18 protein-coding genes, 1 other RNA gene and 2 pseudogenes are annotated in these 24,832 nt (G+C 41.4%); 16 read left to right on the forward strand and 5 right to left on the reverse strand.

Annotated elements, in window-relative coordinates; genetic code table 11:
- Positions 1 to 328: 328 nt before the first annotated feature.
- From ADJ67_01125 to ADJ67_01140, 5 genes are all read left to right on the forward strand, one after another.
- Positions 329 to 862: a hypothetical protein gene (locus tag ADJ67_01125; GenBank protein ID AKT47617.1), complete on the forward strand. Its 534-nt coding sequence runs from the start codon at positions 329 to 331 to the stop codon at positions 860 to 862.
- A gap of 9 nt (positions 863 to 871) precedes the next feature.
- Positions 872 to 1,333: an SsrA-binding protein gene (locus ADJ67_01130; GenBank protein AKT46439.1), complete on the forward strand. Its 462-nt coding sequence runs from the start codon at positions 872 to 874 to the stop codon at positions 1,331 to 1,333.
- A 658-nt stretch (positions 1,334 to 1,991) separates the two neighbouring features.
- Positions 1,992 to 2,237 (forward strand): hypothetical protein, encoded by a 246-nt coding sequence (locus ADJ67_01135; protein AKT46440.1) that lies wholly within the window; start codon positions 1,992 to 1,994, stop codon positions 2,235 to 2,237.
- Between the two features lie 104 nt (positions 2,238 to 2,341).
- A non-coding RNA gene (locus ADJ67_08205) (Hfq binding sRNA) lies at positions 2,342 to 2,451 on the forward strand.
- 3 nt (positions 2,452 to 2,454) lie between these two features.
- Positions 2,455 to 2,919, forward strand: coding sequence for a transposase (locus tag ADJ67_01140; protein AKT46441.1), 465 nt, complete (start codon positions 2,455 to 2,457; stop codon positions 2,917 to 2,919).
- A 126-nt stretch (positions 2,920 to 3,045) separates the two neighbouring features.
- On the opposite strand, the gene ADJ67_01145 is transcribed toward ADJ67_01140, so the two are convergent.
- The gene (locus tag ADJ67_01145; protein AKT46442.1) at positions 3,046 to 3,840 is read right to left on the reverse strand and encodes a transposase; all 795 of its coding nucleotides are present in this window, start codon (positions 3,838 to 3,840) and stop codon (positions 3,046 to 3,048) included.
- Between the two features lie 23 nt (positions 3,841 to 3,863).
- Positions 3,864 to 4,430, reverse strand: coding sequence for a transposase (locus ADJ67_01150; GenBank protein AKT46443.1), 567 nt, complete (start codon positions 4,428 to 4,430; stop codon positions 3,864 to 3,866).
- Between the two features lie 525 nt (positions 4,431 to 4,955).
- On the opposite strand from ADJ67_01150, the gene ADJ67_01155 reads away from it, so the two are divergent.
- The 6 genes from ADJ67_01155 (at position 4,956) to ADJ67_01180 (ending at position 14,365) form a co-directional block, all read left to right on the forward strand.
- On the forward strand, positions 4,956 to 5,159 hold the full coding sequence (locus tag ADJ67_01155) for a hypothetical protein (protein ID AKT46444.1): 204 nt from the start codon (positions 4,956 to 4,958) through the stop codon (positions 5,157 to 5,159).
- Entirely contained in the window at positions 5,160 to 6,332 is a 1,173-nt protein-coding gene (locus ADJ67_01160; protein AKT46445.1) for a modification methylase, read from the forward strand.
- A gap of 3 nt (positions 6,333 to 6,335) precedes the next feature.
- Positions 6,336 to 7,430 carry an HNH endonuclease gene (locus tag ADJ67_01165; protein ID AKT46446.1) on the forward strand — a complete coding sequence of 365 codons (1,095 nt, stop codon included), beginning with the start codon at positions 6,336 to 6,338 and terminating at the stop codon, positions 7,428 to 7,430.
- 209 nt (positions 7,431 to 7,639) lie between these two features.
- The gene (locus ADJ67_01170) at positions 7,640 to 8,200 is read left to right on the forward strand and encodes a hypothetical protein (GenBank protein AKT46447.1); all 561 of its coding nucleotides are present in this window, start codon (positions 7,640 to 7,642) and stop codon (positions 8,198 to 8,200) included.
- Between the two features lie 38 nt (positions 8,201 to 8,238).
- Positions 8,239 to 8,745: a GNAT family acetyltransferase gene (locus ADJ67_01175; GenBank protein ID AKT46448.1), complete on the forward strand. Its 507-nt coding sequence runs from the start codon at positions 8,239 to 8,241 to the stop codon at positions 8,743 to 8,745.
- 241 nt (positions 8,746 to 8,986) lie between these two features.
- The gene (locus ADJ67_01180) at positions 8,987 to 14,365 is read left to right on the forward strand and encodes a hypothetical protein (GenBank protein ID AKT46449.1); all 5,379 of its coding nucleotides are present in this window, start codon (positions 8,987 to 8,989) and stop codon (positions 14,363 to 14,365) included.
- A gap of 54 nt (positions 14,366 to 14,419) precedes the next feature.
- Here the strand turns inward: ADJ67_01180 and ADJ67_01185 are convergent, their stop codons facing one another.
- From ADJ67_01185 to ADJ67_01195, 3 genes are all read right to left on the reverse strand, one after another.
- Complete coding sequence (locus tag ADJ67_01185; protein ID AKT46450.1) at positions 14,420 to 16,045, reverse strand: histidine kinase; 1,626 nt, start codon at positions 16,043 to 16,045, stop codon at positions 14,420 to 14,422.
- A gap of 215 nt (positions 16,046 to 16,260) precedes the next feature.
- The gene (locus tag ADJ67_01190; protein ID AKT46451.1) at positions 16,261 to 18,534 is read right to left on the reverse strand and encodes a hypothetical protein; all 2,274 of its coding nucleotides are present in this window, start codon (positions 18,532 to 18,534) and stop codon (positions 16,261 to 16,263) included.
- 7 nt (positions 18,535 to 18,541) lie between these two features.
- The gene (locus ADJ67_01195; GenBank protein AKT46452.1) at positions 18,542 to 19,240 is read right to left on the reverse strand and encodes an ABC transporter ATP-binding protein; all 699 of its coding nucleotides are present in this window, start codon (positions 19,238 to 19,240) and stop codon (positions 18,542 to 18,544) included.
- A gap of 308 nt (positions 19,241 to 19,548) precedes the next feature.
- Here ADJ67_01195 and ADJ67_01200 point away from each other — a divergent pair, with 308 nt between their 5' ends.
- From ADJ67_01200 to ADJ67_01220, 5 genes and pseudogenes are all read left to right on the forward strand, one after another.
- A complete protein-coding gene (locus ADJ67_01200) occupies positions 19,549 to 20,481 on the forward strand; it encodes a cysteine synthase (GenBank protein AKT46453.1) in 933 nt (310 codons plus the stop codon).
- A gap of 526 nt (positions 20,482 to 21,007) precedes the next feature.
- Positions 21,008 to 21,322 (forward strand): annotated as a pseudogene (locus ADJ67_01205) (hypothetical protein).
- Positions 21,323 to 21,367: 45 nt separating this feature from the next.
- Positions 21,368 to 22,171 carry a hypothetical protein gene (locus tag ADJ67_01210; protein ID AKT46454.1) on the forward strand — a complete coding sequence of 268 codons (804 nt, stop codon included), beginning with the start codon at positions 21,368 to 21,370 and terminating at the stop codon, positions 22,169 to 22,171.
- Between the two features lie 2 nt (positions 22,172 to 22,173).
- A pseudogene (locus ADJ67_01215) lies at positions 22,174 to 23,187 on the forward strand (hypothetical protein).
- A gap of 247 nt (positions 23,188 to 23,434) precedes the next feature.
- A complete protein-coding gene (locus tag ADJ67_01220) occupies positions 23,435 to 24,814 on the forward strand; it encodes a hypothetical protein (protein ID AKT46455.1) in 1,380 nt (459 codons plus the stop codon).
- The last annotated feature ends 18 nt before the right edge of the window (positions 24,815 to 24,832 follow it).

Here is a 24,832-nt window from a genome sequence, read left to right on the forward strand (position 1 = left end):
ACTAATAGATAAATCTAAAAGCGAAGAATCATCTGAAGAGGGCTTGAGCCAGGAGTCTGGCAGCAATCCAAGTCAGACTCAGCAGGATGTAGCTGATGCAGACTCAGAGCCTGCCGTAACTGGGGAAGTCGCAGAAAGGTCCGAAAAAGCCGCAGCTCTTTCGGGAGAAACAGCAGGCACAGCCGCAGGATTAGCACATAGAGCATCGCGAAGAGCTAGGTCAGAAAGTGCTTCGCAAGCAGTAAGCTCAGGAGAGCAGACACCTTCAAGACGTCGTAGAAGACGCAATCAGAAGGCGGAGCCAGCGAAGAAGACAACGGGTGGATTCATCAAAGAGTGGGGCAAGGACGTTGCAATTGCGGTTGTAATTGCCATCCTTGTGATGCAGTTCATCAAGCCAACAATTGTAAAGCAACGCTCCATGCAGCCTAACTTCTACACGAACGATTATCTGTTTATCAGTAAACAGTCCTACAAGTTATTTGGAGGACAGCCTGAGAGAGGTGACGTAATCGTATTCAAATCCAAGCTAGAGGACGCCGAGGGCGAAACCAAGATGCTTATCAAGAGAGTAATAGGTGTGCCTGGCGACGTTATTAACATTCACGATGGCAAGGTTTATATAAATGGCAAGGAAATCGACGATAGTTACACAATGGATCATTACACGACCGGAGATATTACAGAGCTAGTGGTTCCGGCAGATCACCTGTTCTGCATGGGTGACAACAGAGCCGTGAGCATCGATAGCAGATCCGATAGTGTAGGGCTTGTTTCATACAAGGACATTGTCGGCAAGGTCGTATTCAGGGTATTCCCACTACGTAAGTTCGGCACAATTCACAATCCGTACAAGAATTAGAGGATTGAAATGGCAAATAAACAAAGAAAAATGATAGCTAACAATAAGAAGGCACGTCATGACTATTTCATAGAGGAGACCTATGAGGCAGGAATTGTCCTCACGGGTACCGAAATCAAGTCAGCACGTCTTGGTAAGGTCAGCATCAAAGAAAGCTACGCGCGAATCGAAAAAGAAGAGATGATGATATACGGAATGAATATCAGCCCTTATGAGCAGGGAAATCGCTTCAATGTAGATCCGCTCAGACCGCGAAAGCTTCTTCTTCACAAGAGGGAGATTCGCAAGCTAATTGGTGCAACCAAGCTAAAAGGTCTCACGCTAGTTCCTTTGACCATGTATATAAACGAGGCAGGCCTAGCGAAGCTAGAGATAGCTCTTGCTCGAGGCAAGAAGAACTACGATAAGAGAGACGCTATAGCAAAGCGCGATGCTTCAAGAAACATGGAGCGCGCAATGAAGCAGAGATAGATTCCTTAGCTGCAGGACGGGCAGAGAGACTGCTTAATCCTGTTTTGCTAGGGTATATCAGATATAAGCAAGGCGAAGCTTTGACTCATGAACATGGGGATGTAAAGGTTTCGACGGGGGTGTAGAAGCCCGATAAGCGAGCCGTGGTTCCGGATCCACGTAAAAAGTCGGACGTTAAATATAAACGCTAAAAATAACAACAAACTCGCATTTGCTGCGTAATTAGCAGCCCGCGTGCCTATTCAGGTTCACCTACAGACCTGATGTCGGCATCGACTATGTAGGAAAACTTTGCGGTGAGGCCCGTAACCGTAAGGGACTAACGGGATAACTGTGGTAGTAGTCTGCTGATGAGCGGCTGCCACGGCGAAAATTTATTCATCAGCTGCGCTCGGAGAAAATCGAGTGGAAATGCTTTCGGACGCGAGTTCGACTCTCGCCATCTCCACCAAAACAAGCTGAACCGTTGAAATTTCAACGGTTCATTTTATATATATACGAATTATACACGAATTTTATCTAAAATTGACGTCGCTTTGCTTTCCTCTGCTGGGTAAAAGTGGCTATAAACATTTAAAGCTGTTGCGATGTCGGAGTGGCCGGGCCGTCTGCTTATCTCTAAAATATTTATATTATTGTTAGCTAATGAGGATATATTATGAAAATGACAAAAGAAGAACTGAAAACGGAGATAGAGAGTTGTCTATCAGATGTAACATTTATTTACCACAATAAAAATGCGGGAGTCACCGCAACTGTAGATGATTTTAAGCCAAAATACCAAGCATGGTTTGGAGAGTTGTGGAAAGAATATTCAAATGCGGATGATTTAATGAGTGATACGTTTTATGACAATCGGTCACTTAATGAAATAGTACAAGAACTCGATTTTCAATTGTATTAAACACGGAACGTACCAGGATGACCTTAGGGCTCCTGGTCTTTTAATTTGAAAAAATATTGTTATTAAACATCGCAAGCAAGCGATGTTTTTTATTGTAATAAGAAAACCCCGCGTTGGACGTGGGGTTCAGTGTACGCTACGCGTTTGACCAGAAATCCTCTCTCCGTTAGGATATAATTGCGGTCTGCCAACTGCAAAATCCTAGGAGGAGGAGATCATGGGTCTTAACGACATAAATAGTCTATCGCATTCGAAATGGAATTGCAAATACCATATAGTATTTGCACCAAAGTACAGAAGAAAAGTGTTTTATGGACAGAAAAAAGTAGCAATAGGAAAGATTTTAAGACAACTGTGTGAATGGAAAGGGATAAATATTATCGAAGCTGAGGTATGTCCTGACCATATACATATGCTGGTTGAAATACCACCCAAAATGGCAGTTTCAGGCTTTGTAGGGTACTTAAAAGGTAAAAGTAGTACGCTAATATATGAGCAATTCGGCGAACTAAAATATAAATATAAAAATAGGTCGTTTTGGTGCAAAGGATATTATGTAGATACGGTTGGTAAAAACACGAGCCGAATTGCGGAGTACATAAGAAATCAACTTGAAGAAGATAAGTTGGGAGATCAATTAAGTATAGCCGAAGTTGGATATTTAAGTAAAAAGAAAAAGTAAACTAAGTGAACGCAGTTGGCAGAAGCGTTTACGCGTTGGACGCGTAGCGAGGAGCAAGGGCTATGCCCGAATGTGAAAAACCCCACGTTCTGATATGTACCCAGAATCCTGGACACATGTTATGAACTAAGCGGAACACATGGATGTTATCCTGTACTTTACAGGTGGCATCCATTTTGTTTTTCTTTGTATTCTTTCATTGTTGTAATAACTTATGTATTCATCTAGTGCTTTTGAAAAGCTCTCAAATGATTCATATTCTTTCTCGTAGCCGTAGTACATTTCATTCTTTAGACGTCCAAAGAATGTTTCCATAATGCAATTATCTATGCAATTGCCACGCCTAGACATCGATTGGATAATTCCTCTGTTTTTTAGTTCCTGACGATAGTAATTATGTTGATATTGCCATCCTTGATCTGAATGAAATATTAATCCTGTAAGTGATTTGAACTTTTTAAATGCCATCTCTAACATTCTCTTGATTTGATTTAGGTTTGGACTCATCGATAAATCATATGAAATAACTTCATTTGTGTACATGTCAATTATCGGAGAAAGATAACACTTTCCCCATGAAAAGTTAAACTGAGATACATCAGTTGTCCACTTCTGAAGTGGTGCTGTTGCTGTAAAGTCCCTATCTATTATGTTTGGTGCTACTTTACCTACTTCACCCTTGAATGAGTGATACTTTTCCTTAGGTCTTTTGCCTTGCAATCCAAGGGAATGCATGATACGTTGTACTCTTTTGTGATTAACAATATTTCCACGTCTTAAGAGCTCTCTATACACTCTTCTCACACCATATCTGCCTTTATGCTGATCAAATATTTTCTTGATTTCTTCAGTGAGTTCAGCATTTCTAAAGCCTACAGTATCAACTTTACTGATTTCGTAGTAGTAAGTTGATTTAGGCATATTTAAACCTTTTAGTAGGTGCTTTAATTGGTATCCTTCTTCTCTGAGCGCTTTGATGATTGCTGCTTTTTCGCCTTGAGTTGCGCAGCCCATCTTTCTTGTCTCAAGGCGATCCTTTTTTTTACTACTTCAATCTCAGCTTTCATTGCCGCAATTTCTGCTCTTAGTCTGATTAACTCTTCACGTTCTGATTCAGTTAAAGGCTTGGGTTCAATCGTTTTCTTTTTCATATCAGGGTTCTTGCTCTTGCGACCTTTCTTTTCATTCACAAGACCATTGTAACCTAATTCTTTGTATTTGCGAACCCACGTATATAGCATTCCATTATTTATACCTGCAGAAACAGCAACTGATTTGTAGGATTGTCCTGCTAATACTTTAGCAACTAATTCATATTTCGCTTCAGGGGTCCACACTTTGTTATTACCTAAGTGCTTTAATGCATCTGGTCCATTTTGTTCTTCGATACGAACCCAGTATCGAACCATTTGATGAAAGTTTGATGTTTTTATTCCTTCTAGTGTTTCAGGCCATATTCCTTGTCGATATAGCTCAATACACTCTAACTTATACTCATGACTGTAACGCATGAAAATACCCTCCTTACTGGGTGTCCAGTAAAGAGGGTACATATCATTCAACGTGGGGATGGTTTTTTTGTCGTTTGTTCATACGACGTAAAACAGGACAAGCAAGGTAGTCCGAGCGTAAGCACTCGCAGGACGTTAAACAGAAAGGAAACTATAACAATGGCATTTACAAGAGACTCGTTAAAACAATTTGGTATTGCCCAGATGTACAGGTCTAGCTCCTCGTCGTGGAAGACCACCTCATCGGTGTGCTCTAGCAGGAAATCGGGGTCGGAAATGATGAAGTACTGGAATATCTCATTGTCCAAATCACCATTTATCAGCTATAGCGGACGGCTTGCAATCTCGTTGGCGAGAACCATCCCTCACACCTGACTTGATAGGTCTTCGTAGGTTTTGATGTAATCGTTGAAATCCATGGGATCCTCCTTTGTTTCTTGCAATCTCGACCGTCTTCAGACGGTCTTGCTGGAGGTCTAAATAGATTGATTAATGAGGCGTTTAGCTATATAATCATATACGTATATGATTAAGAAAGTGAGAGAACTTATGGCTAATGATGTACAGAAGCGCACAGAGCAGGGCGATGAGAAGAAGACAACGCTTACCTTGTCTTTGACGGTTGGCAATAAGAAGAAGCTCAAGGTGATGGCAGCACAGCAGGAGACCTCCATTGCAGCAATCATCCATGAATGGGTAAAAGAACACTCAGAGGAGGTGGACGCATAAATGGCAGGAAATTCTGGTCTTAGCAACGCCACAAAAGCAAAGAAAGATGAGTTTTATACTCAGCTAACAGATATTGAGAAGGAGATGCGTTATTACAGAGCGCATTTTAAGGGCAAGACAGTCTTCTGCAACTGCGACGACCCATTTGAATCCAACTTCTTCAAGTACTTTGTTTTGAACTTCAACAAGTTAGAGCTGAAGAAACTCATTGCCACATGTTATGCAACCTCTCCTATAGCAAACCAGCAGCTGACCCTGTTTGATGTCATCGGTGGTGAAGAGGAGAACCGGGACAAGCCATATAAGGCGATCGTTACTACGGTCTATGACAAGACGGGCGACGGTGGCGTTGATATGTTCGACGTAGCAGAGCTGTTCAAGTCTGGTGAGAACGAGCTTACAGAGCTTGCAGGTGATGGAGATTTCCGTTCTAAGGAGTGTCTTGAACTTTTGGATGAGGCAGATATTGTTGTGACGAATCCGCCATTCTCATTGTTCAGAGACTACGTAGCAACGCTTATGGAACATAAGAAGAAGTTCATCATCATTGGAAACGTGAATGCCATCACATACAAAGAGGTATTTCCACTGATTATGAATAATAAAATCTGGATTGGAGCAAGCATCCATTCTGGAGATAGGGCATTCTACGTTCCTGATGATTACCCTCTCAATGCCTCTGGCTGTGGAGTTGATGCAGACGGTCGTAAGTTCATTCGTGTAAAGGGCGTGCGTTGGTGGACGAACATCGACTATAGACAGCGCCATGAAGAATTAATTTTGGTTAAGAAATACAGTCCTGAAAACTACAGTAGCTACGACAATTATGACGGAATCAATGTAGATGCCACGTCTGATATTCCGTGTGACTATGCAGGCATGATGGGTGTTCCCATTACGTTCCTCGATAAGTACAGCCCAGACCAATTTGAGATATTGGGTGTAACGCAATCATGGTGTGGAGTGGCAAGCAAAATATATCCAAAGCAGGTTCAAATTGATAAAAATGGTAAACGCTCTCAGGTAACAAAGCTCAATGATGGTGCGGCAATAAAGGTTGAAGTACCGCCTAAGGGAAAGACTTATTACGATGTTGATGGAGAACTATTTGTAAAAACATATGCACGCGTGCTTGTGAGAAACAAACATCCAGAAGCTCCGAGGGAGGTGTAAATCGTGCAGATAGAACAAAGAAAAGTGACTGTTAGAGAGGTCACAGAGGGATATTTCAATGATGACGAAGAAGGCGTTGTTGGGTATGATGAACGGCTTGATATTCGACCAAAATATCAAAGAGAGTTCGTCTATAAAGATGCACAGAGAGATGAGGTTATCCGAACGGTACGCCGAGGATTGCCGTTGAATGTGATGTATTGGTGCTGTACAGGCGAGGATACCTATGAAGTGCTAGACGGACAGCAGAGAACAATTTCTCTGTGTGAGTACGTCGATGGTACTTTCTCGGTCGATGACAAGTATTTCTATAACTTGCCTTCTGACCAGCAAGACCAGATTCTTGATTATGAGCTGTTTGTCTATGTATGCGATGGCACCGACTCAGAGAAGCTGGACTGGTTCAAGATAATCAATATTGCTGGTAAACCTTTGACTGACCAAGAGCTGAGAAACGCCATTTATGCTGGCTCTTGGGTTTCTGATGCAAAGCGTTATTTCTCGAAGACGGGATGTGCTGCTGATACGTTGGCGGGCGATTACCTCAAGGGTGAATCCATCCGTCAGGAGTACTTGGAGACTGCTATTAGCTGGGCTGCTGCCGCAGATGGTGAAACCATCGAAGGCTATATGGCAAAGCATCAAAACGAGCCTACCGCTCAAGCATTGTGGAGCTACTTCCGCTCTGTTATTGAGTGGGTAGAGGCTATCTTCCCGAAGAAGCGCAAGGAGATGAAGGGTCTGGCTTGGGGCTTGTTCTATAACGAACATGGAAAGAGAACAGACCTAGACCCTAAGAAGCTTGAACTTGAAGTGCAGAGGCTTCTTGGCGATGAGGATGTGACAAAGAAATCCGGCATTTATGAGTACCTGCTTACTGGCTCTGAGCGTGCCTTGTCCATCCGTGCCTTTGATAGACGTGATGCCTTGGCAGCTTACGAGAAACAGCATCACAAGTGTGCAATCTGCGGTGAAGAGTTTGAGTTTGAGGAGATGCAGGCAGACCACATCAAGCCTTGGAGCAGGGGCGGTCACACAACCACTGAGAACTGCCAGATGCTCTGTCGTGATTGCAACTTGAAGAAAAGCAATAAGTAGGTGAATCAATATGAATGGACTTAATGTAGAGCAAGAAGCAGCTCTAGTTTATGCGTGGATGCACCAGGATGCAGATGAGAGGGATTTCACAGACCTAGGAATCTCGGAACCGTAAACTCGGTCATATCTGATTGAGATAAGAAAAGACACATTGATATAAAGATTTAAATGTGAATACTATAATTCTATAAAAAGGAGCTGTCTATATTATGTCTGTAGAAATAGTTGAAAGCGTCTTAGGTGAAATAAATAATGATAGATTTAAAGAAGCCTGTGAAATCTTGGTAAAAGAATACCCTTTTGAACCTGTTATAACTAATCCTAGACCTAGAAATTACAGTTATAGACAAAAGATGGAGCAATTTAGGAGAGATGGATTTATTGACAGATATACTGGAGAAAAACTTTTAAACCCAGGAGCGTTGAAATTGATATCGTTTTTCTACCCAGAAGAGTTCCCTTATCAAGCCCACTGGAAAATGACGGATACGCATATTGCATATATGGAACTGATTCCAACGATTGATCATATTTTTCCTGTTTCTAGAGGTGGAGAGGACAATGAGGAAAACTGGGTGACCACTTCAATGAAGAAGAATGCAATCAAGAGCAATTGGACTCTGGATGAACTAGGTTGGGATTTGTACCCTGCAGGCAATATTGATAAGTGGGATGGACTAACTAAGTTATTTGTTTCAGCCGTCGAGAAACACCCCGAAGCTTTAAATGACAATTATATCGCTAAATGGTATCGAATATCATTATATTAGGTGATAATACCTAAACAAAACTACATAAGGAGCAAACGATGCAAAACATTATTATCAGAGAAGCAACTGCAGCCGATGCGGCAGCATGCATGAAGCATTCAAGAAGAGTGGGCTCTGAAACTGATAACCTTTCCTTTGGAGCAGATGGATTTCCTATATCGCTCGAAGGCGAGAAGGAATATATAGAGATGATGCATGAAGCTCCTCGCTCTGTTCTTTATGTTGCTATCAAAGATGGAGAGGTCGTGGGTACAGTCAGCCTAAATGGTCTTCCGAGGAGGATGAGCCATCGTGCTGAGCTGGGGATTACCGTTTTGATGTCTGAATGGGGCAAGGGTCTTGGCAGTAGGCTCATGGAAACGGTGATTGACTTTGCCGAAAAAAGTGGCATTGAAATCATTGAACTTGCTGTCAGAAGTGACAATGAGAGGGCTATTAGACTCTATAAGAAACACGGTTTTGAGAGTATTGGGGTGTATAAATCATATTTCAAAATAGATGAAAAATATGTTGATTTCAAGCTAATGAATCTATATTTCACTTAGCTCAATTCATTTGACGGTGGGTAAAAATTTATTATATAATTATATTATATAGGGGAAACAGGTGCGAATCCTGTGCGGTCCCGCCACTGTAAGTCTAATCTTATTATGACAAGCCAGATACCTTAGACTCCATCTTGCGATGTACATGGGAGTTATGTTTTTTTGTTGCGTAAATACGGTCGCATTTGAGCGACTTTTTTATTTTCAAAAAAGTAAACTATTTTTATGAAAGGAAATGCAAATGAAACAAGCAAGCAGAACTAGAAAATTATGGGCATTTGTTTTACTTGTTGCGATGACGCTTAGCAGTGTTCAATTCGCCTTTGCGAATACTGGAGAGACTCCAGAAAACACGGCTAATAGTGATAGTCAGGTAAGTGAAAGAGCAGCGCAGCCACGTGCAGCAGCTGATAAGCCTTCGACGGTCGATGAGACCAAGAATAAGCTTGATGAGCCACATTTCGCTGTGGTTGCAATGAACAAAGAGGATGGACTCATCTTTGAGCCACACAATGTTTGGGTGCTAGACAATGAACCAATCTGGGTTGCACTCAAGAACAGTGGACACAATTTTGAGAACCTAGAGACAGAGATTAAGAAAATTGACGGTAAGGTTGGAAACTACGTCAGATACTATAATGGAGATAAGTACGACCTTAGCGGACTAGGTAAGGACGCTGGAGCACTAGTTTTCACAGAAAGACTTGATGCCGATGTCAAAACAAAGGAATACCAGGCGCTTGTTGCTCTCCTAGCTGATCACAAAAGCAAGCCCGAAGAGGAGAGACAGTTTGACGATGTCAAGGCTGCATATGACAAGGCACTAAGCGAGCTTCCAAAGGCCGATAAGGAAAAAGCTGTGGCTTTGACGAATGAGCTTAAGGATGCCTATAAGAAGTACAAGGACTGGAATTCGCAGGAAAAGGCAAAAGTAAGCTTTAATGTGACCATGGATGGCAGGGCTGTTAGTGGTGCTAGTGTTTCTGCTGTCAATAAGTATGGCAAGGAATTTAAGGGAACAAATGGAGCTGCACTTGCTTTAAACAGCGGTGAATACAAGTTTGTTGTGACATATGGGCAGAACGAAGTCAGTGGAACATTTACAGTGGCTGCAGGGGAGAAGAAGGTAATCGATACTCCTTTGATGCTTGATAACATGATTGCTGGTATGAAGTTTATGTCGGGAAATCCAGCTAAGACAGAACTTCACACAATTAAGAGTGGATATAATGTTACAACAAAGCCATACGATGCAGATTCAGATCTCTATGTAAATATTAAAGCAAATGATGGTGCTCCAAAGGGATATTCTTGGAAGTACAAGCTTTATGCTGTTTACAAAGGCGTATATGATGGCAGAGACTATGGAGATGAGAGTGAATCAAAGAATGTAATACCATGGGCTAGCAATAATAGAAAGCTAAAGAATGTAATCAATTATGGAATGTCTGCAGATAGCTTTAAGATTAAAGTGGTTCACCAGCTAGAGAACGGCTATATTCAGAGACAGTACTATCCGGTTGATACTCAAAGGTTACCAACCCTGAGTAAGCTTGCGGTGACTGATAAGAATGGAAATTCTATACCAATTAATTTTGATCCTGAGACTATGAGCTATGGATTTGATACTACGGATGATAAGCTTACATTTGATTTAGCAACACAGAGAAAGAACGCGAATGCAAGCTTCGGAAGTGCAGCAGAAGGATATCTGATCCGAATAGATGATAATTTCGTTGAAGCAGGCAAGCACGAGGTTAATGCAAGTCAGGGCTCTGTAAATATTTCGGTAATGAACACAAATACATATACCGAGAATTCGTACAGAGTAGATATCAATAAGGTGCCTAGCTATAAGGTTACGGTCAAGAAAGCAAAGGGCGTTGACGTAAAACTTGTAAATCAGATGGGTGGCGAAATTAAGGCTGATCAGGTTAAGGACACAGAGGCTATCTTCAATGTTGGAGCTGGTAACTACGAGTGGATTTCAACCTTAGATAAGGATTACCACGCAAAGGCATCTATCAAAGTTGAAGCTGGTAAAGCAAATACTTTTGAGGCAAAGACTCCAGTCAAGGAAGCTTTGATAAATTCGCTTTCAACTGCAAGAAACTTCAATGTAAATAAGCCTGTTCCATTTAAGGAAGCTAATGGTAAGAGTTTTGATTGGAAGGATCATAGCTATAAGTATGTCGTTCCAGATTACTCGGAAATTTTTGATGTAAAGATTGAAAAAGCTGGCGAAGATGTCACAATTTCTAGGGGTGAATACACTACATACGATGGAGTAAAAACTAAGGCTGAAAAATGGCTAAAGGGTGTGAGCTCACAGAAAATTAATAAGTTAGTTAATGTCGGCGGACTCAATAATTCCGTGAATATGATAGTATCCAAGACTTCAGGCAATGTCACATACTATCAGGAATACAAAATTAGCACGGCGAGAAGCACGACACTTCATTCGCTTGACATTACAGATAACTTTGGAAATGCTGTAGATCTTTATGCAAATGGAGAGACTGGCTATATCGACACAGTAAACAAGTATCAGGCCGAAGTTTCTAGCGATGTAAGTTCAATTGATTTAAGTTTGACATTCCCAGGCGGAGATGAAAGTGAAGAGGCTTTGGGCAAATATGTCGCAAAGATTCGCGGTAAGGAGTACGTCCGAACTCAAGATGGCAAGGCTATCAAAGCAAACCTAGAACTTGATGCAAGCAAGTCAGAAGAAGATGTTGAAATTGAAGTTATAAATGCAGAAACAGGAAATGTGAGCAACAAGTACACTGTGAAGGTAACAAAAGCTCAGCCTGTAAGCGTGAGATTTAACACAAATCCTAAAGATTCACGCATAAGCCTAAAAAACGAGAAGAGTGGAAAAGCTGTAAGCCCAGAGGCAGACGGAAGCTTCCTTCTTGTTAAGGGAACATCATATACTTACACGGTTACACATGCTGACTATATTGCTCAGTCAAAGACTTTTAAACAGGAAAATCAGACATCAATAAATGTTGCCCTTGTAAAGGCTCCAGTAAATTCTAAGCTGAACAAGGATCTAAAGGCGGAGTGGCCAAATTTCAGATACGACACAAATAACAACGGAGTACTGAACTATCCACTTCCAAGAAATGCCTCGGAAACTACTCTATATTGGGCTACAAAGTTTGGATCTGCCGACATGTACGGCTCGCTTGGATGCCCAATTATGGTAGATGGATACATATATAACTATGCAGGAACAACAATTTTGAAGTTCGACTCCATGACAGGAGAAATCGTAAAAACTGCTCAGATGAAGAAGAAATCTTCATTTGCGATTAACGCGCCTACCTATGCAGAGGGTATGATTTTTGTGGGTCTAGAAGATGGAACAATTCAGGCCTTTGATGCCGAGACTCTAGAGTCACTTTGGATCTACGAAGCGCCTCGTGGAGGACAACCAAACTGCCCAATTGCCTACAAAGATGGATATATCTACACAGGCTTCTGGGTTGGGGAGGAAAGCCGTGCAGAATTTGTTTGCCTATCTGTTACAGATGAGGACCCAACAAGAACTGATGAAGTTAAATCAGCTTCATGGGTTCACGAAGGAAGTGGTTACTACTGGGCAGGTGCTTATGTAGGAAACGGAAATGCTGGTGCGATAGAAGTTGCATCAAAGCAGGCTAGAACCTATATCGTTGTCGGATCAGATGACGGAAAGAGCACAGGAACAGCTTATGGCGAGCTTCTTTCACTTGATCCGATAAATGGAAGAGTAATTGACTCAATCAAAGATACATTTGTTGGCGATATCAGAAGCACAGTAATGTTTGATAAGGAAACAGCAAGGTACTACTTTGTTACAAAGGGCGGATACTTCTGCTCAGTCAAGCTAAATGAGGACGGAAGCTTTGATAGAGATTCCATCAAAACGCTTTCGCTCCTTCCAAAGAACTACCAGAAATACCTATCAGGTAGCTCAAAGTCATACATTCCTTTTAGTGCATCAACTCCCGTAATTTATAAGGGAAGAGCATATATTGGCGTAGGAGGAAGTGGTAACTTTGCTCCGTATAGTGGACATAATATCTCAGTAATCGACCTTAAGAGTAACACTATTGCATACTCAATTGAAACTAGAGGATATCCACAGGCAAGCAGCTTGCTTACAACAGCATACGAGAAGGATGATCAAAGTGTATACGTATACTTTTTTGAGAACTTGACACCAGGAAAGATGAGAGTTATCAAGGATAAACCAGGTCAAACTGCGCCGTCTGAGGTACAGATTGAAACAGATAACAGGCAGAACCAGTATACAGTTGCGCCTACACTTTTCACTCCATCAGGTGCCCATGCTCAGTATGTAATTTGTAGCCCTATTGCTGATGAATACGGAAATATATACTTCAAAAACGATTCATCGCATATGTTCATGATAGGACCTACAATCAAAGAGCTTAGGATTACGCAGAAGCCTAAGAAAACTGAGTACACAGTTGGAGAAACTTTTGATCCAACAGGACTTAAAGTTGAGGCGGTATACAGCACTGGTAAGACTAGGGATATAACAAAGTACATAGGTTACAACACAAATCCGCTTAGCCTGGATGATGAGGACTTTGAAATCAGACTCCAAACAGGGTCAAGAATGTACCAGGATAAGAATGGAAAGACAGATGTCACATACATTCCTCCTACTGCATTCCTCGACCTAACAATTAAGCTAAAGCAGAAAGAAGAGCCTGCAAAGGAACCTTTGAGACTTGCGGGAGAAGATAGATATGAGACTGCTATAAAGATTGCTGATGCCCTAAAAAAGGAGCAAGGTAAGGATAAGTTTGACACAGCAGTTGTAGCATATGGAGACAACTATGCTGATGCACTTTCAGGAGCATATCTAGCAAAGGTAAATAATGCACCACTTCTACTAGTAAATAGAAACAACACAGAACAGACTATAAAATACATTCAGGCAAATCTAAGGCCAGGCAAGTCAAGCAAGGTCTACTTGCTCGGAGAATCTGATGTTGTCCCAGAGGTTGTTAGAACTAGACTTGATGGAAACTTTACAGTTAAGAGATTAGCTGGAGAAGATCGTTTTGCAACAAACTTAGCAATTCTAAAAGAAGCTAAGGTGAATAATGAAGAAATTTTAGTTTGCTCAGGATACGGATTCGCAGATAGCCTCTCTGCTTCAGCGACAGGTCGTCCGCTACTACTTGTTGGAAAGACTCTTACAGCAGAGCAAATAGCATATCTAAAGAGCATTAGATCTAGAAATTACACTCTAATAGGAGATAGCGGAACTGTAAGCAGTGCAGTCGAAACCAGCTTAAGCGGGCTTGGAAAAGTAGGTAGAGTTTTCGGTGCTGATCGCTTTGAAACTTCGGTTGCAGTAGCAAAACATTTCTTTAAGAATCCTAAAAGTGTTGTTATAGGTTATGGAGGTAATTTCCCTGACGGTCTTTGCGGAGGTGTGCTTGCGGAAAAACGTGGGGCACCATTGCTTTTGATCAATGAGAGAAATACAGAATTTGCAAAGCAATATGTAAAAGAAAACTCGATAAAGGATCAGATTGTTCTTGGGGACAGCGATCTTATATCAAATAGGGCAATTGATGCCATTGTAAAATAGTTACATCAACAAAAAGCCCGCTTGCAACGCAAGCGGGCTTTTCTCGTTTATTTGCTATTTATCTTCGCTCTGGAAGTGTTCCTTTGCAAAGTCCATCTCCTGAACAAACTCGGCTGTTCCTAGGTACTTTCCGTCCTTATCACGCACTGCCATGTACTTGATTAGCATTGTCTTGCCCTGCTTTTCTGCCCATACTGGGAATTCGTCTCTAACGCCGTTTCTGAAGTCCTCGATGATTGTTCTAACCATTGGCGCAATCTTAGGAGGGTGGCAGGAGAAAACTTCTCTATCTATAGCCATAGAAGGTCTCTTAAAGAGCTTTGGTCCTTCGTTAAAGTAGCGGTTGATATTGTTTTCATCTACGAATGTAATCTCAACTGGAATTGTGTTCAAAAGAGCAGTTAGCTGCTCAAGAGTAACGTGTCCGCCAGGCATTACGATTTCATCGCTATTAGACGATGATGTAGCATTTTCAACAGTTTCACCTTCTGGCTTCTTATCGAACATTGTCTTCTCATATTCCTCAGCCTCTGGCCAAACATTGGCAACGATGCCCATGCAGTCTGCGTAGTCCTTGGAGTCGTGATAGATTCTATACCACTCTTCAGTAGCAAAGTTAAGTGCACAGATAGGGAAGAGGATATTTGACTCCTTGTAGATCATCTCTTCGGCTCTTGTCAAAACTGCTGAAACCCTTTCGAACCATGCGTCATCAAAAGCGCGGTTCTTTGTTAGAGCAGTCATCTCATCTCTGATCTCATCGTCAACAGTCCACATAACATTTGATGGACCTGAAATTCCGTACTTTACATTTAGGTGAGGGTAGATGAGGTCGCCTTTTTCCGCATAGTGGATAGCGATTTCTCTTACGCCTTCAAACTTATTTAGAATCTCTTCGTTGCTAGCTTTGTTTTCGATAGCGGCTCTTGTGTCGCTGATTCTCTGAGCTAGAACATCGTTTTCACGTGTCAGAGTTTCGAGTGGGTGGCCAGGGATTGCAATTAGGGTTGCTGCAAGCTGAAGCTTGTCCTGCTGAAGCTTTTCTCTTTCCTCTGCTGTGCTCATTTGGCCAGTGCTGTTAGCAGCTAGAGTGTTCTTAATCTCTTCCTGCTTCTTTGCCTTCATTGACTCGATTACAGCGCTACCAGCATTTGCAATCTTCTCCTCCTGTGTTGCACCGTGGAAAAGTGCTGAGTGTAGGTCGCAAAGCTTCTGAATCTCAGTAATTGGAGTTCCTTCTGCGATGAGCTCCTGCTCAGCCTGCATGATCTCTGAAGCGTCAACACTGTTAAACTTCTCAACAAAATCAGCTCTAACAGACTCTAGTTCTTCGCCTTCTCCAAGTCTCTTTAGGTAGCCCTTGAGAAGTGCTGTTCTTTCTTCCTTTGATTCAGGTGCGCCAGAAGGCTTAACATCTTCGCTACCTGCCCCGTCTAGGTTTATTGTGCTTGGCATCTCGCCAACGAGCTGGAAGCCCTTTGATGTGAGAGTGCTAACAACATCTAGCATTGAAATGCCCTTCATCTTTGCACCCTTTGGAATTGTCATGATCTTTCCAATTGAGTTGAGCATTGCTTTCTTGTTTATCTCTGTGAATCCTAGATCGTACATAATCTGCTGTAGTTCAGGGTATTCTTTAACTAGGTCGTGTACTGAACGGTTTAAATCTAATGGTTTCATGTCTATTCTCCTTTTAAAATCAATTATCCTAATATGAGCCTCGGCCCATCTGCTATCTTTTATGTCTATATTATACATATACACAAAAGATAATTATGTAACATCGGTTACATTTTTCAGGAAAAATAATTTTATACAATTTTTTATCAAAATGCGAGGCCTGCGTGGTCGCGCGCCTAAATCCACAGGGCGACAGCGACATTCCATCAAAAGGGCTACTCGTTGTTTTTGAGCGCCTCAGAAATCGGAATCCTTTTGATGTGTCTAAACTGCAAAGCAGCTGATACGACAAAGCTGGCTACTGATATTATCAAAGTTTTGACGTATACGGATGTACTGATGTATAAATCTACCCAGCCTGAGAAGGAGCTTGTCGATATTTTGTATGATACTGCCATGATTTTAGTGCCGATAGGTATGCTCAAAACAAGACTTATCATGAAAATTATCGCACTTGAAATTACATATAGCTTTGCAATTTCAGAGCTTCTGTAGCCCAAAATCTTTATAAGGGATATTGAAACTACATTATTATCTAGAATAACCTTTGTGACTAGGTAGGCTAAGATGATGCTCATTATTGCTGAGACGAGCACTACCATCTCGAAGATACCTGCCATGGAATTAAGCATTTGATCTGCTATGGCAGTGTAATCCTCAGGAGTGTTTATAACATGTATATTGCTTTCCGGAATGTCTTTGAGTTTCTCATTTGTAAGGTATGAATTGAACCAGTCGTCAGGTTTATCAAAGTCCTTTCTGAAGAGGCTTTGTCTCATGAATACTGAAAGTCCCTGCTTGTATTCATAGCTTCCAGCAATTTTATATGTGTAGCTTTTGTCTTTGTATTCAGTTGTAAGCTTTATTCTGTCACCGACCTTGAGGTCGTATTTCTGAAGGTAGCTATCACTTACGAGGACGGATTTATCGTCCTTAGGTAGTTTAGGCATATTCTTATAGTATGCTGACTTATCAGGAACGCCTAAAACATAGATATCGTCTGGATTTTCGAATCCTTTCTGCTTGTATTTTAGGGTGTTTACACAAATCTTTTCTGCATCCTTGTTTGCGGTTTCAGTAGGAGTTTTTAGCACATACTGGTATTTTGCTGGAGCGGTCTTGGCTACCGTGTCCTTGTAGTGAATAAAGAGCGTTTGCATTGTCATGCTGTAAATCATCAGCGTGCTAGCAAAGACAACTCCGAGGAACAAAACTAGGAAGTTTCCTTTATTCTGAAGGATTACTCTCAGCCTGAATCTAGACATAAAGCTCAAAGGTGGAAGTTTGGTAGCATTCTTTGATTTATTTCTCTTAAGGTCATGTCTTAGGAACTTAAGCGGCGAACGCCTGAGCGAATAGCTGATAATCAAAAGGTTTACGAGCAAAACTATGATTATCGTCGAAACTGTCGTCGCATAAAAAGCATATGAACTCCAAGTCATCTTAAATGGAGGAAGCGAGTAGGAATTATAGTAAAGCCCTGCAACGAGGCCTTTAAAATAGGTGTATCCTAGGATATTTCCCAAAATCGCAGAGAGTAAGCTAATGAGTATAGGAATTCTCATATAGTGCCATGTTAGTTCGGCACGTGTGTATCCAGATGCAAGCAGAGTTCCGACAGATTTCGATTCCTTATCTATCATGCTAAGCGTTGTAATAGCAAAGATAAACGCCATTATAATCATGACTATAGCAAGCAAAACGAGTATTACGGATTGATCCCTACCCATGTCGTTTCCCGTAAATATTATTGCCTGATTTTCCTTGGCCGGTATGAATTCATCAAGAGTGATTTGCTGATAGGCCGCCTTGACAGCAATATACTTAGCTAAGTCATCATAGAGCTTTTTTTGCTTAGTTTCGCTAAGGTTTTTACTATTCTTCCATGCGAATACAGGTGTTGTTGCAGCATCGCTTAAGCGATCAAATCCCTCGCTTGTAACTGTTGCTACTGTAAAGTCCTGAGCATTAAAAATTGTGTCCGTATTCTTTGGGAATAGGGCACTGTAGTCGGAAAGAGCTATGAGTCCGACTATCTTAAAACTCTTACCTTTCAATTTGACGGTGTCGCCGATTTTTAGGGAATTGTTTTTGGCAAAGAGTCTATCTATGCCAAGCTCATCGCTCTTCTCTGGAAGCCTGCCATCCATGAGACTCGCTTTGTTAACCTTTTCACGGTTTACAAATATACGATATTTATTTTTGCCGGCTGTCACTTCCTTGTATGATATGTCATAGAGCTTAACATCGTTTTCGTCCTCAATATTTTTTATAAAACTTTCATCAGGAGCAGCAGAAAGGCGAAAGTGGCCGTCTTCTATATTGTATTTTTCAAAGCTCTCATTATATGTAACTTCCATGCTATGGTCGGTCGCAAGCATACCGGATGTAAATCCAATCATCAAAGTTATAAAACAAAATATAGCTAAATATCTTCCCCACTCGTGTTTTAGCTCGCGTTTAGTTCGTTTATTTAAAGGGTTTCGCATGTCACACCTACCAATCTAGATCAGCTGCTGAAATCTTGCTCTGGTTGTGGTAAGACTCCCTCACAGTGCCGTCTCGAAGCGTGATTACAGTGTCAGCCATATTCTTGATTGCATCGTTGTGGGTTACAATGATAATTGTACTTTGATATTTCTTGTTAACCTCGCTGATAAGGCTGAGAATTTCCTTTGATGTATTGTAGTCAAGCGCGCCAGTCGGCTCGTCACACAGCAGCAAATCAGGGTTTTTAACAATGGCTCTACCTATAGAAACTCTCTGCTGCTGCCCGCCCGAAAGCTGATTTGGAAGTTTGTGCTGGTGCTCCGTAAGACCAAGAGTTTCAATTAAATCGTCGATATCTAGTGGCCTTTTGCTAAGATAGGCTCCGACCTCTATGTTTTCTCTAGCCGTGAGGTTAGGAATTAGGTTGTAGAATTGAAAAACGTAGCCGAGGTGGTTACGCCTGTAGTTAGAAAGTTCCTTTTGATTCATGCTCTCTATTGCAGAACCGTCTATAACAATGGAACCTGAATCTGCGCTTTCTATGCCGCCGATGATGTTTAGAAGTGTTGATTTGCCAGAGCCTGATGGACCGAGCAAAACACATAACTCACCACGCTTTATATCCAGACTAATACCATTCAAAACCTTCGCAAGGCTGTCGCCGTAGCCGTAGGATTTGTTGATTTCTTCAATTTGTAAAAACATTACTGTCCTCCTAAAGTTTTATGACAATCCAATTTTGATACATAGCGTAGTTTACATACATCAAAAGAGGATTTTGCAATATCTGTGCACCAAAGTTAGCATAGGCTAACTTAACAAAATAATTATAAAACTATGACTTAAAAGATACAAGAGTTCGTAGAAATAAATAGGATAAATTTTATTTTTGTGTGATTGAAACAAAAAAATAAAGGGTAATATTTTCACTATAAGACAATATTAGGTATTAATTACTTATAACTATTTAATATAATTTATGACATGAAATGTTTATTTCAGGAGGTGTAGACATGGCAAAGATTTACAAGAATGTAACAGAGCTTATAGGAGGAACACCACTGCTTGAGGTAAAGAACATCGAGGCGGCGGAAAATCTTGAGGCGAGAGTCTTAGTTAAGCTAGAATATCTAAATCCAGCAGGCAGTGTTAAGGATAGAATCGCAAGAGCTATGATAGAGGATGCAGAGGCTAAGGGTCTGCTAAAGAAGGGAAGCACTATCATTGAGCCAACATCAGGAAACACAGGAATCGGGCTTGCTTCAGTAGCAGTATCAAAGGGATATAGAATCATTTTGACAATGCCTGAGACCATGAGTGTTGAGCGTAGAAATATACTTAAGGCTTATGGAGCAGAGCTCGTTTTGACAGATGGATCAAAAGGAATGAAGGGTGCAATCGCAAAGGCTGAGGAGCTCGCAAAGGAAATTGAGAATAGCTTCATCCCAGGACAGTTCATGAACCCTGCAAATCCTAAGGCTCATGAGGAGACAACAGGTCCTGAGATTTGGGAAGATACAGATGGAGAGGTAGATGTCTTCGTATCAGGTGTAGGTACTGGTGGAACAGTTTCTGGAACAGGAAGATACCTTAAGAGCAAGAAGCCTAGTGTAAAGGTAGTTGCTCTTGAGCCAGAAGATTCAGCTGTAATCTCTGGGGAGGCAGCTGGTCCTCATAAGATTCAGGGAATCGGAGCTGGATTCATTCCGGATACACTTGACAAGTCAGTGTTTGATGAGGTTCTTAAGGTTAGCAATGATGAGAGCTTTGAAGCTGCAAAGCTTCTAGCACATAAAGAAGGTGTACTTGTTGGAATTTCTTCTGGTGCTGCTTTGAGCGCTGCGCTAAGACTTGCAAAACTGCCTGAGAACAAAGGAAAGACAATAGTTGCGCTTCTTCCTGACAGTGGAGATCGCTACTATTCAACTCCGTTGTTCACAGAGTAAAATTTGTAGATAGATTAAATTACCCGTATTCACGCTTTAGTGGATGCGGGTTTTTGCATTTGGGGATTTTTTGGTTTTACTTTTAACTCATGGTGATACATGTTAACATATTGCTGAGGAGATTTTGATGAATACAGATTTGATTTTTAAAATTTTTATATATGGATGCGCAGTGTTTTTATCGATTTTTCAGGGCAATGCAGCGGTGTATTTGTTTAATAGAATGCCGGCAGAATGGCTTTGTGACTACGACGAGGATCCGCCTGAGGAGCTTATGAGCATGGATGTGCAAAGGGTTAAGAGCATGCCGTGGAAGTATATTTTCAGTATGCTATTTGTTATCCTAAATATGACCTTGATAAGGGAAGACTTGCAGTTTGCATTAGCTTCTAGTTTTACGCTATGGCTTCTTCTTGAACTTGCTATCGCTGATGTGAAATACAATATTTTGCCAGACCAACTGATAATTTTACTTGCTGTCTGCAGCATCGGATTTATTCCATATAAGGATGGAGTTTGGGAAATCTTGTCTGGTGGATTAATCGCATTTGTGATTATCTTTGTCATTGCACTGATGGGAAAGCTGTGCTATCGCAAGAATACGATGGGCGGTGGAGATATCAAACTTTTTACAGCAATTGGTCTTATTTGCGGAAGTTTTGGTAGTTTTTTTATTTTGATGGGAAGCTACATGCTACTTGCGCTTCATGCGATATTTCTCTTTGTATATGCAGCAGCAAAGCCCAAGTACAAGCTAAAGAAATATCTTCCTATGGCACCGTACATAGCGATTATCACAGCGATTTACCTTATATTCTTCTGGGACATTAGGTTTATATAATATTTTATATAGCTGTACAGTGGCAATTTTGATATAATGTTGTTTATGGAAAAAAATATTCTTTTGACATTGGAATACGACGGCAGCCTATTTCATGGCTGGCAGGAGCAGGACGGACAGATAACCGTTCAGGGAAAGCTCGAGGAAGCACTGAGTTTGGTGTGCCAAAAACCGATTAAGGTTTCGGGAACGAGCAGAACTGACGCGGGGGTTCATGCACTTGCTCAGTGTTGCAATTTCAAGGAGGATATTGAGATACCTACAGACAGAATCGCGCGTGCCGTAAACAATATGCTTTCAGGTGGGAGATACGGTGCTGGTAGTAAGCTCAGTGCGATTAGAGTTTTATCAGCAGAAGAAAAATCTGAAGATTTTCATGCGCGTTTTGACTGCAAGGGGAAGAAGTACATATATAGGGTATGCGATGAGGGCGTCAGCGTATTTGAACGCAACTATTGTTACTTTGTAGATGAGAAGCTAGATGTTGATGCTATGAATGAGGCTTGCAAGTATCTAGTTGGAACTCATGATTTTGTTGCGTTTCAGTCGGCTGGAGGAAATCCCCGCAAGACTACAGTGAGGACTATAAGTGCTGCGAAAACTAGCAGAATTGATAAGGCTGGGGGCGGCTCAGAGGTGCAGATAGAAGTCTGTGGTGATGGATTTCTCTACAACATGGTAAGAATTATCACAGGAACCTTGGTTGAGATTGGCAGTGGGAAAAAAGCACCGAGCGATATGGAATCAATAATTTCAAGTGTCGATAGGAAGCAAGCGGGTCATACGGCACCACCATGCGGGCTCTACCTAGCAGAAATCTATTTTGAGAATTTATTTGATCAGGAGTAGATATGGATTCAAATGTAGATCTAAATATATATGAAATATTAGCGGCTTTTGGTATGTCAGTCGTGGTTGCTTTTGTGTTTACTCCAATAAGCATCAAGATTGCTCACCTAATAGGCGCAATAGATGTGCCTAGGGACTGGAGAAGGATGCATCAGAGGCCAATTCCTCGTTTTGGAGGCCTTGCTATATTTGCTGGTGTAATGGTAACTCTTGCTGTATTACAGTGGGATGAGCCGAAGATTAGGGTTGCTATGCTCGGAGGAGCTCTAATGTACCTGCTTGGTGTGGTCGATGACCTCAAGAATCTTCCGGCTATAGTTAAGCTCATAGGCCAGACGGCAATTGCAGTTTTAATGTTTTCTATGGATATGAGGATATCTTTTATAGCAAATTACCTTGGCGAGGGAAGACTGCATTTCAATACAGCTATTTGCTTTGTGGTTACAGTTCTTTGGATAATTGGTATCACAAATACAATAAATATTATAGATGGACTTGATGGTCTTGCTGCGGGTATTTCAGCTATTGCAGCACTTTGCATTGCCTATATAGCCTACATTCATGGCGGTATAGCAGGAATGCCAATAGTTTGTATAGCCATGGTTGCTATTGCTGGAAGCTGCATAGGATTTTTGCCTTTTAATTTCTCGCCGGCAAAGACTTTTATGGGTGATGGCGGAGCTTTGTTCCTTGGATTTATGATTGCAATTCTATCAGTTGTAGGTCCTCTTAAGAGATCGACTATGATTGCGGTTGTTGTTCCTGTAGTGGTTCTCGCAATTCCTATCTTTGATACTTCATTTGCGATTTTGAGAAGAATGGTTAATCGCAAGCCTATCATGGGAGCAGATAAGGAACATTTACACCACAGACTCATGGCATATGGATATGGACAGAGACGCACTGTAATCATGCTCTACGGCATAAGCGCGATTATGGGGATGTCTGCTGTTTTAATCAGCCGAGAGCTTTACAAGGATGCTGTGGTTCTAGCACTCATAGCAGGTGCATATCTATATGTGTTCCTAACAGATCCAAACCATAAGATGCCTCGCATCAAGGCTGTTAACATCGCTCAGGAGGAGAAGAAGGCGCACTTCAAAAGCGATGGAGCAAAGGTTTCTGAAGAGCTTGATGCAAAAGAGAAATAGAACGTGCCTTGCGAATAAATGATTTTGCGAGATAGGGCACAAAGTTATAGCAATAAATTAGCGTCTCGTCCAAAGCGAGCGCTATTTTTGATATAGGGATACGGAGAAAAACATGGAAATGGCAGAACGTCTCAGTACGGAAAGACGCGAGAAAGCGGCTCTGCGAAGGCAGCTTATTAAAATCGCAGTGCCAATTGCGATTCAAGGAGTAGTGTCTACGACCCTTGGGCTTGTGGATGATTTGATGGTTGGCTTTCTAGGTGAGGTTGAGCTTGCGGCCGTTGGTGTCGGAACTCAAATCTTCATGATTCATTACATGCTTATATATGGAATGACAAGCGGAACAGCGACCTTTGTTGCGCAGTTTTATGGTTCAAATGACAAAAAGAATATGAGAAGGTGCATAGGATTTTCAGTGACTGCAATGCTTGCAGTAAGCACCATTTTCTTTATCTTGGGCAATGTCTTTACTAGAGAAATACTATCATTTTATACAAATGATCCGCAGGTACTTGATCTTGCTGTGATTTACATGAGGACAAACAGTCTTCAGTTTATTTTTATAGCATATTCAGTTCCTGTACTTATGGGCTTTCAGACTTCACAACAGACGAAGGTTCCTATGGTGGTCAGTGTAGTTGTATTTACCACGAATACCTTCCTAAATTATCTTTTCATTTATGGAAAGTTTGGAATGCCTATGCTCGGCGTTCAAGGTGCTGCTCTTGGAACAGTGATTGCAAGGCTCATGCAGGTTTTGATTGTTACGGGATTTCTATTCTCAAATAGCAATATGTTTAAGGGGCCAATACGTGACTACTTTGATTACAATAAAGAACTTGTGAAAAGAATCGTCAAAAACGCAACCCCAACTACCACAAATGAGGTTCTCTGGGGTGCTGGACAGACTATGTATGCGGCCGCGTTTAATCGCATTGGAACGACTGCCTTTGCGGGCTTTCAGGCAGCGGTTTCGATTACAAGTATTTTCTTCTTTGCAGCCTTTAGTGTAGGGGATGCGAGTCTGACTTTGATAGGGCAAAGACTTGGAGAAAACAATAAGGAAGAGGCTTGGAGAGCTTCTAAATATCTGCTTAAGGTGGGAGTAATTCTTGGCGCGGTTACGGGGCTTGTAATGATGCTTCTATCAAAGCCACTTAGTGAACTGTTCAACCTATCGGAGACCGGAAAGTACTATACTTTCTTAATACTTTTGATTCATGGTGCATTCATGTCCATCAATCTGCATAATGGAATACAGATTACTGGTACTCTTCGTGCGGGTGGAGATACACGCTTTGCCATGCTTGCTGAGTCAGGATGTGTTTGGCTGGTTGCAGTACCACTCGCCTTTGCATCGGCGATATGGTGGCATCTTCCAATTTATTTAGCTGTGATTTTGGTAAAGACGGAAGAGATAGTGAAATTCATTGTTGTATTTAAGAGGTATCTATCCAAAAAATGGATGAATGTGATGATAGATAATCTATAGATTAAGCTCGTTGCATCA

It is taken from the genome of Eubacterium sulci ATCC 35585, assembly GCA_001189495.1.
GTDB lineage: Bacteria > Bacillota > Clostridia > Peptostreptococcales > Anaerovoracaceae > Eubacterium_B > Eubacterium_B sulci.